The sequence below is a fragment of the Massilia consociata genome (assembly GCF_042432755.1).
Taxonomy (GTDB): Bacteria; Pseudomonadota; Gammaproteobacteria; order Burkholderiales; family Burkholderiaceae_D; genus Telluria; species Telluria consociata.
This window is the reverse complement of the sequence record NZ_JBHLWP010000017.1, coordinates 62,445-77,878: the sequence shown is the minus strand read 5'-3', so window position 1 is coordinate 77,878 and position 15,434 is coordinate 62,445. Positions and strand designations below refer to the sequence as shown.

Below are 15,434 nucleotides of genomic sequence, written 5' to 3'. Positions count from 1 at the left end.
TGCCTTATGCCTTGGCGATGACCGAGGTGCCGGTGCGCTCGAGCGCTACCACGAAGGCGTCGGCCAGGGTCGCCTTGGTGGTGACGTCCTCGAGGTTCACGCCGAGGTGCACGATGGTCTGGGCGATCTGCGGACGGATGCCGCTGATAATGCAGTCGGCGCCCATCAGGCGCGCGGCGGCGATGGTCTTCATCAGGTGCTGGGCCACCAGGGTGTCGACGGTCGGCACGCCGGTGATGTCGATGATGGCGATGGCGGCGCCGGTGTCGACGATCTTCTGCAGGATGTTCTCCATCACCACCTGGGTGCGGGCCGAATCGAGGGTGCCGATCAGCGGCAGCGCCAGGATGCCGTTCCACAGCTTGACCACCGGCGTGGACAGCTCGAGCAGCTCCTGCTGCTGGCGCACGATGATCTGGTCCTTGGTCTTCTGGAAGACTTCGATGGTGTACAGGCCCAGCTTGTCGAGCAGGGTGCTGATGGTCCACGAGGCCGAGGCGATGGCTTCATTGTCGCCTTCGAAGCCCTGGCGCAGGTGGGCGAACACCGGCTGCTTCAGCGAGAACACGAAGGTCGCGGTCTCGCTCGGGGTCGAGCCGGACCTGGCGCGGCTGGACGAAATCTCGGCCAGCAGGTCGCGCACATCGTCCCAGGAACGATGGTCGATGTTGTCCAGTTCGCCGCCACGGGTGGCATTGGCGAAGGTCGTCAGGAACTGCTGGGTGTGATTACGCAGCTGTTCCTTCGAAGCCGCATTGCTGCGCACCGTCAGTGCTTCCAGTTGCCCCAGCCATTCGGCGCCGATGGCGGCCTGTTGGTCGAGGATCAACTGGCTGATACGGGTTGCGTAATCCTTGGTGGTCATCGTTCTTATCCCTATTCAGTGTATTCGATCATGCCGCCCGGCCGGAAGCAGGCGGCCGGTTCGGCGAATTCTGTTAAATGGCCAACTATAACATTTCTCCAAGCATGCACAGGAGACGGTTGGGTAGTTTTTGGAAATACATCTTTCAGACCTGACAATTCCGCCAGGCAAAGTACCCCGGCTTGGCCCAGGGCGGGCCGGCATCATCTCATTGCGCCCAGGGTGCGCACATCGGTTTTGCCGTGACGCCTTGCCGCGGTGCCTCGCGCGTCTCCGTAACGAGTGCTTGAAGGATGGCGCACGAGCGCGTGGCATCGACCGCCATGCAGCTGCCGCGCAGGTCCTTGAGCTGCTTTTCCAGCATCGACAAGGCCGCGATGCGCTCGGCCACGTGCGCGATATGCCTGTCGAGCAGTTCGTTGACGCCGATGCAATCCTGCTCGGGACGGTCGCGCAGCGCGAGCAGCACGCGGATCTCGTCGTGCGTCATGTCGAGCGCCCGGCAGTGGCGGATGAAGGACAGCCGCTCAACATGCCCCTCGTTGTAGGAACGGTAGTTGTTCGGCGAGCGATCCGGCGGCGGCAACAGGCCGATCCGCTCGTAGTACCGGATCGTCTCCACCAGGCAGCCCGTGCGTTCGGCCAGCTCTCCGATCTTCATGCGGGTTCCTCGTTCATCCTGCCGCGCGCGGCCCGGCCAGGAGCGCCGCCAGCCTGGCCATGTCGACCGGCTTGGCAAGGTGGTGGTCGATGCCTGCGGCCATGGCCCTTTCCCGGTCGCGTTCCTGGCTGTAGCCGGTCAGCGCGATCAGGGTCGCGCCGGCGTTTTCCGGTCGTGCGCGCAGGCGGCGCGCCAGTTCGTAGCCGTCGATCACGGGCACGACTCCATCGGCAACGCGCGCCGGTCCGGGTGGTGATGATGGACCAGGTCGTGCAGCGGCCTGGCCGCGAATTCCTCGAGCGTGTACCCGGACATGTCGAGCCAGGCCTTGTTCGCGTAACGGCAGTAGCCCTGCGCATCCATCATGACCAGGCCGTGCACCGAGTTCTCGGCGATCATCTGGGCCAGCAGGCTGCTGTCGGGGAAGCGTTGATGAATCTCGTCTATGAACATGGCAAGCTGCAATCTGGCGGGAACAAATGACCGGTCGCCAGGGTGGACAACATTGGCATGCCGGGTTCGGCGAAAAGACAATGATAATCGATGTGCTTTGATTGCAGGTCTGCAATCGACACACAGGCAGGCAGCGCCGCCAACTGGAACCTAGTAGACCGGCAGCAGCTCGACCCCGACCACGCGCCCGGTGAGCCAGTCGAGCCTGAACACCAGGAACTGCTCCCTGCCCGGCCTGCCGTTCGCCCCAAGCTGCGCCACCAGGTAGGCCGGATGCTCCAGGTCGGCATAGGTCGTGGGCTCACCCAGCCATAACTTCAACTCGACGGCGGACATCCCGACCGGCTGGTACCTGTCGAGAAAGGACGGCATCATGCAACCGCGCGCGATCCGGTCCGCCCGTCCCCACCGGTCGCGATCGAAGTCGCACGAGCCCCATTCGACATACAGGGCGACGGAGGTGGAGCCGCCGCAGGCTTGCAGGCACAGCGACAGGCAGACCAGGGCGATGAGGCGGATCAGGGAGCGCATGCTTTACCCGCGAAAAAGAAGCCGTGGCTTCGATTCTCGGAGCTTGCTTTGCGTACTCGTTGTGCCGCCTCAAACCGGGATGCGTTGCCGATAAAAAAACCGCCAGGCTCACGCACTGGCGGTTTTCGTAGGCTAGAAGCCGCGAGCAGAATTACTGCGCCGCGCCTTCCACCGGATCGGCAGCTTTCATCGACAGCTTCAGGCGGCCGCGCTCGTCGGTCTCGAGGACCTTCACGCGCACTTGCTGGCCTTCCTTCAGGTAGTCGGCCACGGCGTTCACGCGCTCGTTGGCGATCTGCGAGATGTGCAGCAGGCCGTCCTTGCCCGGCATGACCTGGACGATCGCGCCGAAGTCCAGCAGTTTCAGCACGGTGCCGTCGTAGGTCTTGCCCACTTCGACCGAGGCGGTCAGCTCTTCGATGCGGCGCTTGGCTTCCTGGCCGGCGGCGGCGTCGACCGAAGCGATGGTCACGATGCCTTCGTCGGTGATGTCGATCTGGGTGCCGGTTTCCTCGGTCAGCGCGCGGATGACGGCGCCGCCCTTGCCGATCACGTCACGGATCTTTTCCGGGTTGATGCGGATGGTGATCAGGCGCGGTGCGAAGTCCGACAGCTCGGTCTTCACGCTCGGCACGGCGCGCTGCATCTCGGCCAGGATGTGCTGGCGGGCTTCCTTGGCCTGCGCCAGCGCCACCTGCATGATTTCCTTGGTGATGCCCTGGATCTTGATGTCCATCTGCAGCGCGGTGATGCCCGCCGGGGTACCGGCCACCTTGAAGTCCATGTCGCCCAGGTGGTCTTCGTCACCCAGGATGTCGGTCAGGACCGCGAACTTGCCGCCTTCCTTGATCAGGCCCATGGCGATGCCGGCGACGTGCGCCTTCATCGGCACGCCGGCGTCCATCAGCGCCAGGCAGCCGCCGCAGACCGATGCCATCGACGAGGAACCGTTCGACTCGGTGATTTCCGAGACCAGGCGCACCGAGTACGAGAACTCTTCCGGCGAAGGGAGAGCTGCGACCAGCGCGCGCTTGGCCAGGCGGCCGTGGCCGACTTCGCGGCGCTTCGGGGTGCCCACGCGGCCGGTTTCGCCGGTGGCGAACGGAGGCATGTTGTAGTGCATCATGAAGTCGTCGGTGTACTCGCCCATCAGCGCGTCGATCTTCTGGCTGTCGCGCGCGGTGCCGAGGGTGGCCACCACGAGTGCCTGGGTCTCGCCGCGGGTGAACAGGGCCGAGCCGTGGGTACGCGGCAGCACGCCGGTGCGGATCGCGATCGGACGCACGGTGCGGGTGTCGCGGCCGTCGATGCGCGGCTCGCCGTCCAGGATCTGGGAACGCACGACCTTGGCTTCCATGTCGAACAGGATGTTGCCGACTTCGGCGCTATCCGCTTCGATGCCCTGGGTCGCCAGGCCTGCCATGACTTCGGCGGAGATCGACTTGAGCTTCTGCTGGCGCAGCGACTTTTCGCGGGTCTGGTAGGCGTCGCGGATCGCGGCGCCGGCCAGGTCGCCCACGCGGGCGATCAGTTCTTCGTTCTTCGGCGCCGGCGCCCATTCGACTTCCGGCTTGCCGCCTTCGGCCACCAGGTCGTGGATGGCGTCGATGACGGCCTTCATCTGGTCGTGGCCGAAGACGACCGCGCCCAGCATGACTTCTTCGGACAGCTGCTGCGCTTCCGATTCCACCATCAGCACGGCGGTTTCGGTGCCTGCCACGACCAGGTCCATCTGCGAGGTCTTCAGCTCGGTGGTGGTCGGGTTCAGGATGTACTGGCCGTTCGCGTAGCCGACGCGGGCTGCGCCGATCGGGCCGTTGAACGGGATGCCGGCGATGCACAGCGCAGCCGAGGCGCCGATCATCGACGGGATGTCCGGGTCGATCTCAGGGTTGACCGACAGGACGTGGATGATGACCTGGACTTCGTTCAGGTAGCCTTCCGGGAACAGCGGGCGGATCGGACGGTCGATCAGGCGCGAGGTCAGGGTTTCCTTTTCCGAAGGACGGCCTTCGCGCTTGAAGAAGCCGCCCGGGATCTTACCGGCTGCGTAGGTTTTCTCCATGTAGTCGACGGTCAGCGGGAAGAAGTCCTGGCCCGGCTTGGCGTCCTTCTTGGCGACCACGGTTGCCAGGATGACGGTATCTTCGACCGACACGACGACGGCGCCGCTTGCCTGGCGCGCGATTTCACCCGTCTCCAGGGTGACCGTGTGTTGACCGTACTGGAAGGTTTTCGTAACTTTGTTAAACATGGGTAATCCCTTTCTATTTGCCGACAGATTTTCAGGAGCTGTCGTTCACCTCACCACGGGCGGCTCTTACAATCCGCCATTAACTCAACAACAACTGACGATGAAAACAAAAAATGCCCGCGACAGCTATCTGGCGCAGGCATTTCGTGACTAAATCGTCTTGACCAACGATTACTTACGCAGGCCGAGCTTGGCGATCAGGTCGCGATAACGGTTGGCGTCCTTGCTCTTCAGGTAAGCCAGCAGGCTCTTGCGGCGGTTGACCATCATGATCAGGCCACGACGCGAGTGGTGATCCTTCTGGTGTGCCTTGAAGTGGCCGTTCAGTTCGTTGATGCGTGCGGTCAGCAGTGCGACCTGGACTTCCGGCGAACCGGTATCGTTCTGGCCACGTGCGTTGTCCGCGATGATCGCGGCTTTGTTGATGTTTTCTACAGTCATGATGTTACCTTTCACATGCGGTGCATGAGTCGAAACCCAGCGCACCGTGATTGTCGATTTACTACTAACGTACCTGCCCAAATCGGGCAGACCCGCCAGTATAGGGGAAAACCGCGCGTGCGGCCACTGTTTGCGTCGGCCGGATGGTGCATCATGGCGTTTTCGGGGCCATTGACGGGGGTATCGATGAAAAAATTGATCATATTTGCAACAGTCGTGTCGCTCGTTTCGCTCGGCGGTTGTGCCGCGATGCTGCGCCAGGCGCCCAGCATCGGCGATCCGGTCGACATCGTGCAGCAGAAGATGGGCACACCGACCGCCATCTACGGTGCCGGCAACGACCGCATCCTCGAGTATGCGACCGGCCCCATGGGGCAGCAAACCTTCATGGCGCGCATCGGTCCGGACGGGCGGCTGGTGTCCTACGAGCAGGTGTTGACCAGCGAGAAGTTCGCCACCATCAAGATCGACGAGGCGACCCGGGAAGACGTGCTGCGCGCCGTCGGCAAGCCGGCAGAAACCTCGCGTGTCGGCTTCCGGGACTACGAGGTCTGGTCGTACCGGTACAAGGAGGCGGGAGTGTGGAATTCGCTCATGCATGTGCACTTCGACCAGCAGGGCATCGTGCGGCAGATGATGAACGGGCCGGATCCGATGTATGAGCCGAGGGACAGGTTCGGGTGGTGAGCGCTTGCCGCCGCGCGTTCCGGCACTGCAGGATGCGGTACGAAATCGGGTCCCCGCCTTCGCGGGGAGTCGTAGGCCCCAGTGGGGTGTACGACGGTCTTCAGGCTGGCGCAGCAAGATAGTCATGCAGACCGCTCACGTCGAACCCGTCATTCCCGCGAAGGCGGGAATCCAGGTGCAGGTGAACAGCCGGACAGCCGCCTTACACCCCTTGCGGGTTAACCCGCTCGACCTTCGAGTGCAGCTTGTTCAGGCCCGACCGATACGCCTTGGCCGAGGCGAAGATGATGGGGTGGTAGCCTAGGCTGGTGCCCCGCTTCGCTGCGCACGAAGACCTCGAGCGCGTCGGGGCCAAGCCATGCAGCGGGGCTAGTTCGAAATCGCCATCTTCGGCACGATGCCTGCGGCCCGCTGTCACGGCAACTTGGTGCAGTCAGTCTTGTTGTCGACATCCACCGCGTACATGCTGTGGGAAAGTCGCGGCACCCGGAGGCGCCCGCGCCAAAACTCAACTGGCCGGAAGCTTGCGGAAAATCTGGGGGTTCAGCTCCAGGTAGCCCTTGCCTTCGTTTCCACGCATGAGCTGGATGGTGACAGGAACGTCCGCTGGCAGCAGCGCGCCTTCCAGGTCGACCTCGAGGTTCATGTCGCCCTCGAAAATCCGATTGGTGCGCACTACCTTGCGCACCGTGACCGTCGAGCCACACTGCACAGGAACGCTGAAGCCGATCTCGGACCCATCAATGCCTGGCGGCGGAATAAGATGCACGTGCTCCACCGGGGCTTTCGAGTGCCGCCGTATTCCGTAGGCGTCCCCCCCGACCACTTCGTAACGCGTCCCGATGACCTCCCGGGCCCTGGTGTCCGAGCGGGTCGATCCGCATCAGCGGGTTGCTGCTGGCATACGCATACGGATTGATCCCCCCAGCCAGCCCGAGCCGGTCGCGCTGGATGTAGCGTCCGGTCGCCGGGTCGTAATAGCGGTGCCAGTTGTACCAGAGCCCGCTCTCCTCGTCGAAGTACTGCCCGGGGTATCCGATGTTCAGTCCGCCAACCGCGTTGGTTGGGGTCGCCCAGCGGTCGAACACGGCGTTGGCGCCGCGCCAGACTACGGTACCGCTGGCATTGGTCAGCATCTCGGGCCGGCCAACCTGAGCATTGTGACTCGCATAGAACTGTCCGTCGCGCGCCATCCCGAACAGCTGGCCACCGATCCATACATAGGCAGTACGGTTGCGTCCGATCACGCGATCATGGTCCTTCGATACCCGGCGGCGGGATCAGGGCACGTATTCCACGGGCGCTTTCGAATGTGGCCGGATCCCGTACGCATCAAGCCACGTAACCGACTTGCCGCCGCTTCCATCACCACCTATCGCTCCAGATGCCTACGTATCGGCTAGCCCGCAGGCAGCCTGCGGTAGATCTCCGGATTCAGATCAAGGTAGCCCTTGCCTTCGTTCTCGCGCACGAGTTCGATGGTGATAGGCGCGTCGACCGGCAGCGGCATGCCATCCAGTTCTACCCCGAGATTCATGCGGCCCTCGAAGACCCGGTTGGTGCGCACCACCTTGCGGACCGTGATGATCGATCCTTTGGGCACAGGTTCGCGCCAGGCGATCATTGTCCCTCCGATGCCGGGTGGCGGAAGGATCACCACGTAGTCGACCGGCGCCTGGGAATGCGGCCGGATTCCGTGCGCATAGACCAGGCCGATGACCTCATAGCGGATACCGATGGCTTGCCTGGACCGGGGCTCGGTACTGACATCTTCGTAAGTCTCGCGCATGTCGCAGCCGGCCAACAGCGCCAGCAGCGAAAGTATGAGCAGAAAGTTTCGCATAGTTGTCCCCTTGATCGTTCATAAGGCGAATCTCGCCGCCCACGTCAGTCCAGCGGAATGCAGGCATTTCAGTGCCGTTGTTTTTCGACTATGCGGTTGAGTGCCGCGGCCACGTTTCCGCCGCCCAGCCGGTAACCGACGACGATTGCCAAGCTTCCGGAGTATGGATATTGATGACTGTCGGCAGCTGGCTCTTCGTACCGTCAGCGAACTAGTCGGCCATGAAATCCCTGCTCTAGGTATCGATGACGCGCACCGGCTGCATGCGCGCCTGTCAGTGGGCGGATGGTGACGCTCACGGCAAACTCCTGCACGCACGCTTGCCAAAACGCACAGCGTGCAGGGGCGGCCGGCTCGTGTCAAAGCCGCGTTGACACTCACACCCCCTGCGGATTCACTCTCTCCACCTTCGAGTGCAGCTTGTTCAGCCCGGACAAATACGCCTTGGCCGAGGCCACGATGATGTCCGGATCGGCGCCGACGCCGTTGACGATGCGGCCCGAATGCGACAGGCGGATCGTGACTTCGCCCTGCGACTGCGGCCCGTTGCTGATCGCGTTGATCGAAAACAGCACCTGCTCCGCCCCGCTTCTCACCACGCTCTCGATCGCGCTGATCACCGCATCCACCGGCCCGTCGCCCGAAGACTCCACCGACACTTCCCTGCCGTCCACCGCGAACACGACTTTCGCATGCGGCAGCTCGCCGGTTTCCGAGCGCTGCGCCAGCGACACCAGGCGATAAAGCTCGCCTTCCTGGGCGTGGTCCTCGGCGGACACCAAGGCCATGATGTCCTCGTCGAAGATCTCGGCCTTGCGGTCGGCCAGTTCCTTGAAGCGTGCAAAGGCGGTGTTCACCTCGGCTTCCGATTCCAGCTCGATGCCCAGCTCCTGCAGGCGCGACTTGAAGGCGTTGCGGCCGGAGAGCTTGCCCAGCACGATCTTGTTGGCGGTCCAGCCCACGTCTTCGGCGCGCATGATCTCGTAGGTCTCGCGCGCCTTCAGGATGCCGTCCTGGTGGATGCCCGAGGCGTGCGCGAAGGCGTTGGCCCCCACCACCGCCTTGTTCGGCTGCACCGCAAAGCCGGTGATCTGCGAGACCATTTTTGACGCCGGCACGATCTGCGTGGTGTCGATGCCGACCGCCAGGTTGAAGTAGTCGTGGCGCGTGCGCAGCGCCATCACCACTTCTTCCAGCGAGGTATTGCCGGCCCGCTCGCCCAGACCGTTGATGGTGCACTCGATCTGGCGCGCGCCGCCGATGGCCACCCCGGCCAGCGAATTGGCCACCGCCAGGCCCAGGTCGTTGTGGCAGTGCACCGACCAGATCGCCTTGTCCGAATTGGGCACGCGCTCGCGCAGGCGGCGGATGCGTTCGCCGAACTGCTCGGGCACCGCGTAGCCGACCGTGTCGGGGAAGTTGATGGTGGTTGCTCCTTCCGCGATGACGGCTTCCAGCACGCGGCACAGGAATTCCTCGTCCGAGCGGCTGCCGTCCTCGGGCGAGAATTCGATGTCGTCGGTATGCTTGCGCGCGTAGCGGATGGCGAGCTTTGCCTGCTCCAGCACCTGCTCCGGCTCCATGCGCAGCTTCATCTGCATGTGCAGCGGAGACGTGGCGATGAAGGTGTGGATGCGCTTGCGCGCGGCCGGAGCGAGCGCTTCGGCGGCGCGCGCGATGTCGCGGTCGTTGGCGCGCGACAGGGAGCAGATGGTGGAATCGCGCACCGCGCTCGATATCGCGCGGATCGCTTCGAAGTCGCCGGGCGATGCCGCCGCGAAACCGGCTTCGATGACGTCCACCCGCAGGCGCTCGAGTTGGCGCGCGATGCGCACCTTCTCGTCCCTCGTCATGGAGGCGCCGGGCGATTGCTCGCCGTCGCGCAGGGTGGTGTCGAAAATGATGAGGCGAGAGGTGTCGGGCTTCGGGTCAGGCGTCGTGTGCGGCATTGCGGGCTCCATGTGCTAAACAGAATGAAAACTGTCAGCGGGCGCCCTGCCCGGCCCGAAGGTCCGCGCTAGCGGCGCACGCCGTCGTCCGGCTCGTCGTCGTCGAGCGGGATGATGCTCACCGGCTTGCCCTTGGCTGCGCGCCAGGCAAACACGGCATACCCCGACAAGCCGTAAATCACAAAAATCGGCCACAGGACTTTCGGCGGGTCGATCGCCAGCAGCGCGAAGGCCAGGGCAATCAGGAACACCACGATGAACGGCACCGACTTGCGGAAGTTCACGTCCTTGAAGCTGTAAAACGGTACGTTCGACACCATCGTCAGGCCCGCGAACACTGCGATGCACCAGCTCACCCAGTCCACCTGGCGCGAGCTGACGTTGATGTCCGGATCGGTCATCATCATGATGAAGCCGACCACCAGGGCCGCCGCCGCCGGGCTCGGCAGGCCCTGGAAGAAGCGCTTGTCCACCACCTCGATGTTGGTGTTGAAGCGCGCCAGCCTCAGCGCGGCGCCCGCGCAGTAAATGAAGGCGGCGATCCAGCCCAGCTTGCCCAGGCCGCGCAGCGACCATTCATAGATCACCAGCGCCGGCGCGGCGCCGAACGACACCATGTCGGACAAGGAGTCGTACTGCGCGCCGAACTCCGACTGGGTGTTGGTCAGGCGCGCGATCCGTCCATCCAGCCCATCGAGGATCATCGCGATGAACACCGCCCAGCAGGCGTGCTCGAAGCGCTGGTTCATCGCCATGACGATCGCGTAGAAGCCGCAGAACAAGGCGCCGGTCGTGAACGCGTTCGGCAGCAGGTAGATACCGCGGCCGCGCTCGCCCTGCACCCGGTCTTCCGCCCGACGCCCAAAGCGTTTCAAGCGGGAAAATCGTGGCGCTTTCGGCGCTGCCCCTGGTGTTCTGCGTCGTGGAAAAGTTGGCATAAGGATCCGTATTCAAGTGATGCTGTTCCCTGCATTATAGAGGCGGGAACAGCATGTTAGCGAATGGCTATTATTGCCTGTATCGCTTACTTGAATCGCACCTTACCAACCAGACGCATCTGCAGGGTCGTTTCTCCCGGTTCGAAGCTCGGTTCCGGCATCTCGTCGGCCATTTCGCGCTTGGCGCTCATGCGCATCATCGCGGGCGCGCCCGCCCCCTGTGCATCGCCGGCATAGTTGCCCGAACCTTCGAAGTCGACCGTATCCAGCACGGCGTCGCCCGGCTTGCGCCCCATCGCGCTGGCGATCGAGACGATGCGTTCGTTCAGGTTGCGGTAGGTGGCGGCGATGCGCTGGTCGTCCAGGCGCTTTTCCAGTTCCGGGCTCAGCCCGAAAGTGACGCTATTGATCTGCAGCACTTTTTGCGCGGCGGCGGCCGTCTTCGGCAACGCCTGCAGGTTCTTGGTCTTCACTTCCAGGTACTGGCCCACGCGCCAGGCGATCGGCACCGGCCTCGGCGGCGTACCCGTTGCCGGCTGCGGCATCGGCGGCATGGGTGCAACCTCAGGATAGACCGGGTAAGTGTAGTAGCCCATGGTCTTGAGTTCGGCCTGCGGATCGGCGCGGCGCACGATCTCGGTTCCCTCCTTCATCTTGCGGTTCACGCGGGCGCTTGCGGCGGCCTTGTCCTTGTCATGCTCTTCCACCGCGAACATCACGGTTGCCTGGTCGTTCGCGTGCTTCACTTCGCCGAAGGCCGGCACCACGACCAGCGTGCCGGTGGTGGACGGGGCTGGCCCCACCTGGGCGGTTTGCGCGTGGGCCTGGAAGGCCAGCAGCATTGTGGCGGCGACGAGTGATGTGGAAATCTTCATTTATTGTTCTCCAGTAAGTTACGACGGATGTCCGCGTCACTTATACGATACCGGCCCAGCAAGTTCCATCGTGATTTTGTAATGGATCGTTGCAACTGAGCGGCTGGAGGCATTGTCATTCGTGCCAAAGGTACGAATGACAATGCGAAAGGTGTCTCGAATTGTCGTTTTGTAGGGTGGTCGGCTCTGCCGACCGCGCGTTCAATGACTCCATGCAAATCATGGAGCCTCGTTTTCAGCAGGATTTGAACGCGCGGACGGCGAAGCCGTCCACCCTACGCAACCCCGCCGTGACCGATCAGTTCTTCGACTGGTCGACCAGCTTGTTCTTCGCAATCCACGGCATCATCGCGCGCAGCTTGGCGCCGACTTCCTCGATCTGGTGCTCGGAAGTCAAGCGGCGGCGCGAGATCAGGGTCGGGGCGCCGGCCTTGTTCTCGAGGATGAAGCTCTTCGCGTACTCGCCGGTCTGGATGTCCTTCAGGCACTGCTTCATTGCCTCCTTGGTCGCCGAGGTGACGACTTTCGGGCCGGTGACGTACTCGCCGTACTCGGCATTGTTCGAGATCGAGTAGTTCATGTTGGCAATGCCGCCTTCGTAGATCAGGTCGACGATCAGCTTCAGTTCGTGCAGGCACTCGAAGTAGGCCATCTCCGGCGCGTAGCCGGCTTCCACCAGGGTCTCGAAGCCGGCCTTGATCAGTTCCACGGTGCCGCCGCACAGCACGGCCTGCTCGCCGAACAGGTCGGTCTCGGTCTCTTCGCGGAAGTTGGTCTCGATGATGCCGGCACGGCCGCCGCCGTTGGCCATGGCGTAGGACAGCGCGATGTCGCGCGCCGCGCCCGACTTGTCCTGGTACACGGCGACCAGGTGCGGCACGCCGCCGCCCTGGGTGTAGGTGCCGCGCACGGTGTGGCCCGGCGCTTTTGGTGCGACCATGATCACGTCGAGGTCGGCGCGCGGCACCACCTGTCCATAATGCACGTTGAAGCCATGGGCAAAGGCCAGCACCGCGCCCTGCTTCGCGTTCGGCTCGACGTTTTCCTTGTAGACCTGGGCGATGTTCTCGTCCGGCAGCAGGATCATGATGACGTCGGCATTCTTCACCGCTTCATCGACCTCGGCGACCTTCAGGCCGGCCTGCTCGACCTTGTTCCACGATGCGCCGCCACGGCGCAGGCCGACGGTGACGTTGACGCCGGATTCGCTCAGGTTCTGGGCGTGCGCGTGGCCCTGCGAGCCGTAGCCGATGATGGCGACGTTCTTGCCTTTGATGAGGGAGAGGTCGCAGTCTTTGTCGTAGAAAACTTTCATGGTCATTCCTTAGATAATTATTTAAATGTGTGTGTATGTTTGCGTTGCTTGAACGCGCGGTCGGCAGAGCCGACCACCCTACGACTTTTTTAAACCTTGAGGATGCGCTCGCCGCGGCCGATGCCCGAGCCGCCGGTACGGACGGTCTCGAGGATGGAGGCGCGGTCGATGGCGTCGATGAAGGCGTCGAGCTTGCTCTTGGCGCCGGTCAGTTCGATCGTGTAGGTCTTTTCGGTCACGTCGATGATCCGGCCGCGGAAGATGTCGGCGGTGCGCTTCATCTCTTCGCGCTCCTTGCCGACCGCCCGCACCTTGATGAGCATGAGCTCGCGCTCGATGTGCTGCCCTTCGGTGAGATCGACCACCTTCACCACCTCGATCAGGCGGTTCAGGTGCTTGGTGATCTGCTCGATGATGTCGTCCGAGCCGCTGGTGACGATGGTCATGCGCGACAGGGTCGCGTCTTCGGTCGGCGCCACGGTCAGGGTTTCGATGTTGTAGCCGCGTGCCGAGAACAGCCCGACCACGCGCGACAGCGCGCCGGCTTCGTTCTCGAGGAGGACGGAAATGATGTGTCGCATTACAGGTCCTCCGAGCCGAGCAGCATTTCGGACAGGCCCGAGCCCGCCTTGACCATCGGCCAGACGTTCTCGCTCTGGTCGGTGATGAAGTTCATGAACACGAGGCGGTCCTTCATCCCGAAGGCTTCACGCAGCGAGCCTTCCACGTCGCCCGGCTTCTCGATGCGCATGCCGACGTGGCCATAGGCCTCGGCCAGCTTCTCGAAGTCCGGCAGCGAATCCATGTACGACTCGGAATAGCGCGAGCCGTAGTCGATCTGCTGCCACTGGCGCACCATGCCCAGGAAGCGGTTGTTGAGCAGGATGATCTTCGGGCTCAGGTGGTATTGCTTGCAGGTGGCGAGCTCCTGGATGCACATCTGGATCGAGCCTTCGCCGGTGACGCAGGCGACCGTTGCATCCGGATTCGCCATCTGCACGCCCATGGCGTAGGGCAGGCCCACGCCCATCGTGCCCAGGCCGCCGGAATTGATCCAGCGGCGCGGCTTGTCGAAACCGTAGTACTGCGCGGCCCACATCTGGTGCTGGCCCACGTCCGAGGTGATGAAGGCGTCCCCGTTCGTCACCTTGTACAGCTGCTCGATCACCGATTGCGGCTTGATGACCTCGTCCGAAGGCGCGTAAGCCAGGCATTCGCGGCCGCGCCATGCGTTGATCTGCTTCCACCAGGCCTGCAGCGCCGGGGCGTTCGGCTGGGCCGAGCTCGCGTCGAGCTGCGAGAGCAGTTCCACCAGCACGTCCTTGACGTTGCCGACGATCGGGATATCGACCTTGACGCGCTTCGAGATCGACGAGGGGTCGATGTCGATATGGATGATCTTGCGCGGGTTGGAGGCGAAGTGCTTCGGGTTGCCGATCACGCGGTCGTCGAAGCGCGCCCCGATGGCGATCAGAACGTCGCAGTGCTGCATCGCCATGTTCGCTTCATAGGTGCCGTGCATGCCCGGCATGCCGACGAAGTGCGGGCTGGTCGAGCGCGAGGCGCCCAGGCCCATCAGCGTGTTGGTGATCGGAAAGCCGGTCTTCTCGACCATGCGGTTCAGTTCGTTCGACGCATTGGCCAGGATCACGCCGCCGCCCGCATAGATCATCGGGCGCTCGGCCTGCTGCAGCAGTTGCACCGCCTTGCGGATCTGGCCGGCATGGCCCTTGTCCACCGGACGGTACGAACGCATCTCGATCTCGCGGGGATATTCGAAGGCGCACTTGTGCATCGTGATGTCCTTCGGGATATCGACCAGCACGGGGCCGGGGCGGCCGGTACGGGCGATGAAGAAGGCTTTCTTGATGGTCGAGGCCAGTTCCCGGACATCCTTGACCAGGAAGTTGTGCTTGACCACCGGGCGGGTGATGCCGACGGTGTCGCATTCCTGGAAGGCGTCCTGGCCGATCGCATGGCTCGGCACCTGGCCGGAGATGACGACCATCGGGATCGAATCCATGTAGGCCGTGGACAGGCCGGTGACGGCATTGGTCACGCCCGGACCCGAGGTCACGAGGGCGACGCCGACGGTGTTGGAGCTGCGCGAATAGGCGTCTGCGGCGTGCACAGCGGCCTGTTCGTGGCGGACGAGGACGTGCTGGAACTTGTCCTGCTTGAAGATGGCGTCGTAGATGTAGAGGACTGCCCCGCCGGGATAACCGAAGACGTGCTTGACGCCCTCTTCCGCGAGACAACGCACCACAATTTCAGCACCAGTGATCTGGGCTGATCCTTCGTTATTCATGTTCATTCCTTTCAAGACCCAATGGGAGTTTGATCGGATGCCCGTTCCTAACGAAATGCGATGTGCGCAACAGCCCTCATGCTTCCCTTCTCTCTGCGGTCGCGACTGTGGTTCAGGACACCGTAGGGTCCTTACGCACGGGCGCTAGGCGCAACTCGTTCGGCTTGAGTGTCTGTAGCGTTTATACGCATCTCTCGCGCTTGTGGCGCGGGTCGGAGCAAACTGCCTACAAATGAAAGCGCGTCAATCCGGAGATGGCGTGTGGGCCTTCACCGGGTGACCGGAGAGCTTCGGGGGTGCAAAGCGTTCAAACA

At 63.2% G+C, this 15,434-nt stretch carries 18 protein-coding genes; 2 read left to right on the top strand and 16 right to left on the bottom strand.

Annotation, left to right across the window (positions count from 1 at the left end; translation table 11 throughout):
* Positions 1 to 4: 4 nt before the first annotated feature.
* The 6 genes from ACFFJK_RS18865 to pnp all read right to left on the bottom strand — a co-directional run bounded on the left by ACFFJK_RS18865 (position 5) and on the right by pnp (position 4,764).
* Positions 5 to 865, bottom strand: coding sequence for an STAS domain-containing protein (locus tag ACFFJK_RS18865; RefSeq protein ID WP_379681175.1), 861 nt, complete (start codon positions 863 to 865; stop codon positions 5 to 7).
* Positions 866 to 1,073: 208 nt separating this feature from the next.
* Positions 1,074 to 1,526: a Cd(II)/Pb(II)-responsive transcriptional regulator gene (gene cadR / locus ACFFJK_RS18860; RefSeq protein WP_379681174.1), complete on the bottom strand. Its 453-nt coding sequence runs from the start codon at positions 1,524 to 1,526 to the stop codon at positions 1,074 to 1,076.
* Positions 1,527 to 1,539: 13 nt separating this feature from the next.
* Positions 1,540 to 1,740 carry a response regulator gene (locus tag ACFFJK_RS18855; protein WP_379681173.1) on the bottom strand — a complete coding sequence of 67 codons (201 nt, stop codon included), beginning with the start codon at positions 1,738 to 1,740 and terminating at the stop codon, positions 1,540 to 1,542.
* Positions 1,737 to 1,979: a PAS domain S-box protein gene (locus ACFFJK_RS18850; protein WP_379681171.1), complete on the bottom strand. Its 243-nt coding sequence runs from the start codon at positions 1,977 to 1,979 to the stop codon at positions 1,737 to 1,739. Before ACFFJK_RS18850 ends, ACFFJK_RS18855 begins: the two co-directional genes overlap by 4 nt.
* 150 nt (positions 1,980 to 2,129) lie before the next feature.
* Positions 2,130 to 2,510 (bottom strand): hypothetical protein, encoded by a 381-nt coding sequence (locus tag ACFFJK_RS18845; RefSeq protein WP_379681170.1) that lies wholly within the window; start codon positions 2,508 to 2,510, stop codon positions 2,130 to 2,132.
* A 151-nt stretch (positions 2,511 to 2,661) separates the two neighbouring features.
* The gene (gene pnp, locus ACFFJK_RS18840) at positions 2,662 to 4,764 is read right to left on the bottom strand and encodes a polyribonucleotide nucleotidyltransferase (protein ID WP_379681168.1); all 2,103 of its coding nucleotides are present in this window, start codon (positions 4,762 to 4,764) and stop codon (positions 2,662 to 2,664) included.
* Between pnp and ACFFJK_RS18835 the strand changes: the two genes are divergently transcribed.
* Positions 4,763 to 4,918 (top strand): hypothetical protein, encoded by a 156-nt coding sequence (locus ACFFJK_RS18835; protein WP_379681167.1) that lies wholly within the window; start codon positions 4,763 to 4,765, stop codon positions 4,916 to 4,918. The genes pnp and ACFFJK_RS18835 overlap by 2 nt on opposite strands.
* A 17-nt stretch (positions 4,919 to 4,935) precedes the next feature.
* Here ACFFJK_RS18835 and rpsO read toward each other — a convergent pair whose 3' ends face one another.
* A complete protein-coding gene (rpsO, locus tag ACFFJK_RS18830; RefSeq protein WP_224942505.1) occupies positions 4,936 to 5,205 on the bottom strand; it encodes a 30S ribosomal protein S15 in 270 nt (89 codons plus the stop codon).
* 186 nt (positions 5,206 to 5,391) lie between these two features.
* On the opposite strand from rpsO, the gene ACFFJK_RS18825 reads away from it, so the two are divergent.
* A complete protein-coding gene (locus tag ACFFJK_RS18825) occupies positions 5,392 to 5,892 on the top strand; it encodes a hypothetical protein (RefSeq protein ID WP_379681165.1) in 501 nt (166 codons plus the stop codon).
* A gap of 508 nt (positions 5,893 to 6,400) precedes the next feature.
* On the opposite strand, the gene ACFFJK_RS18820 is transcribed toward ACFFJK_RS18825, so the two are convergent.
* From ACFFJK_RS18820 to ACFFJK_RS18780, 9 genes are all read right to left on the bottom strand, one after another.
* Entirely contained in the window at positions 6,401 to 6,580 is a 180-nt protein-coding gene (locus ACFFJK_RS18820; protein ID WP_379681164.1) for a hypothetical protein, read from the bottom strand.
* Positions 6,581 to 6,632: 52 nt separating this feature from the next.
* Positions 6,633 to 7,139, bottom strand: a complete 507-nt coding sequence (locus ACFFJK_RS18815) for an RHS repeat-associated core domain-containing protein (RefSeq protein ID WP_379681162.1) — start codon at positions 7,137 to 7,139, stop codon at positions 6,633 to 6,635.
* A 152-nt stretch (positions 7,140 to 7,291) separates the two neighbouring features.
* Complete coding sequence (locus tag ACFFJK_RS18810) at positions 7,292 to 7,735, bottom strand: hypothetical protein (RefSeq protein WP_379681161.1); 444 nt, start codon at positions 7,733 to 7,735, stop codon at positions 7,292 to 7,294.
* Positions 7,736 to 8,112: 377 nt separating this feature from the next.
* A complete protein-coding gene (locus ACFFJK_RS18805) occupies positions 8,113 to 9,696 on the bottom strand; it encodes a 2-isopropylmalate synthase (RefSeq protein WP_379681160.1) in 1,584 nt (527 codons plus the stop codon).
* Positions 9,697 to 9,752: 56 nt separating this feature from the next.
* Entirely contained in the window at positions 9,753 to 10,622 is an 870-nt protein-coding gene (gene pssA / locus ACFFJK_RS18800) for a CDP-diacylglycerol--serine O-phosphatidyltransferase (protein WP_379681158.1), read from the bottom strand.
* 86 nt (positions 10,623 to 10,708) lie between these two features.
* Complete coding sequence (locus ACFFJK_RS18795; protein WP_379681156.1) at positions 10,709 to 11,497, bottom strand: SIMPL domain-containing protein; 789 nt, start codon at positions 11,495 to 11,497, stop codon at positions 10,709 to 10,711.
* Positions 11,498 to 11,795: 298 nt separating this feature from the next.
* Positions 11,796 to 12,812, bottom strand: coding sequence for a ketol-acid reductoisomerase (ilvC, locus tag ACFFJK_RS18790; RefSeq protein WP_379681155.1), 1,017 nt, complete (start codon positions 12,810 to 12,812; stop codon positions 11,796 to 11,798).
* An 89-nt stretch (positions 12,813 to 12,901) separates the two neighbouring features.
* Complete coding sequence (gene ilvN / locus ACFFJK_RS18785) at positions 12,902 to 13,393, bottom strand: acetolactate synthase small subunit (protein WP_027867685.1); 492 nt, start codon at positions 13,391 to 13,393, stop codon at positions 12,902 to 12,904.
* Positions 13,393 to 15,120: an acetolactate synthase 3 catalytic subunit gene (locus ACFFJK_RS18780; protein WP_379681153.1), complete on the bottom strand. Its 1,728-nt coding sequence runs from the start codon at positions 15,118 to 15,120 to the stop codon at positions 13,393 to 13,395. The genes ilvN and ACFFJK_RS18780 overlap by 1 nt, the downstream gene beginning before the upstream one ends.
* Between the last annotated feature and the right edge of the window lie 314 nt (positions 15,121 to 15,434).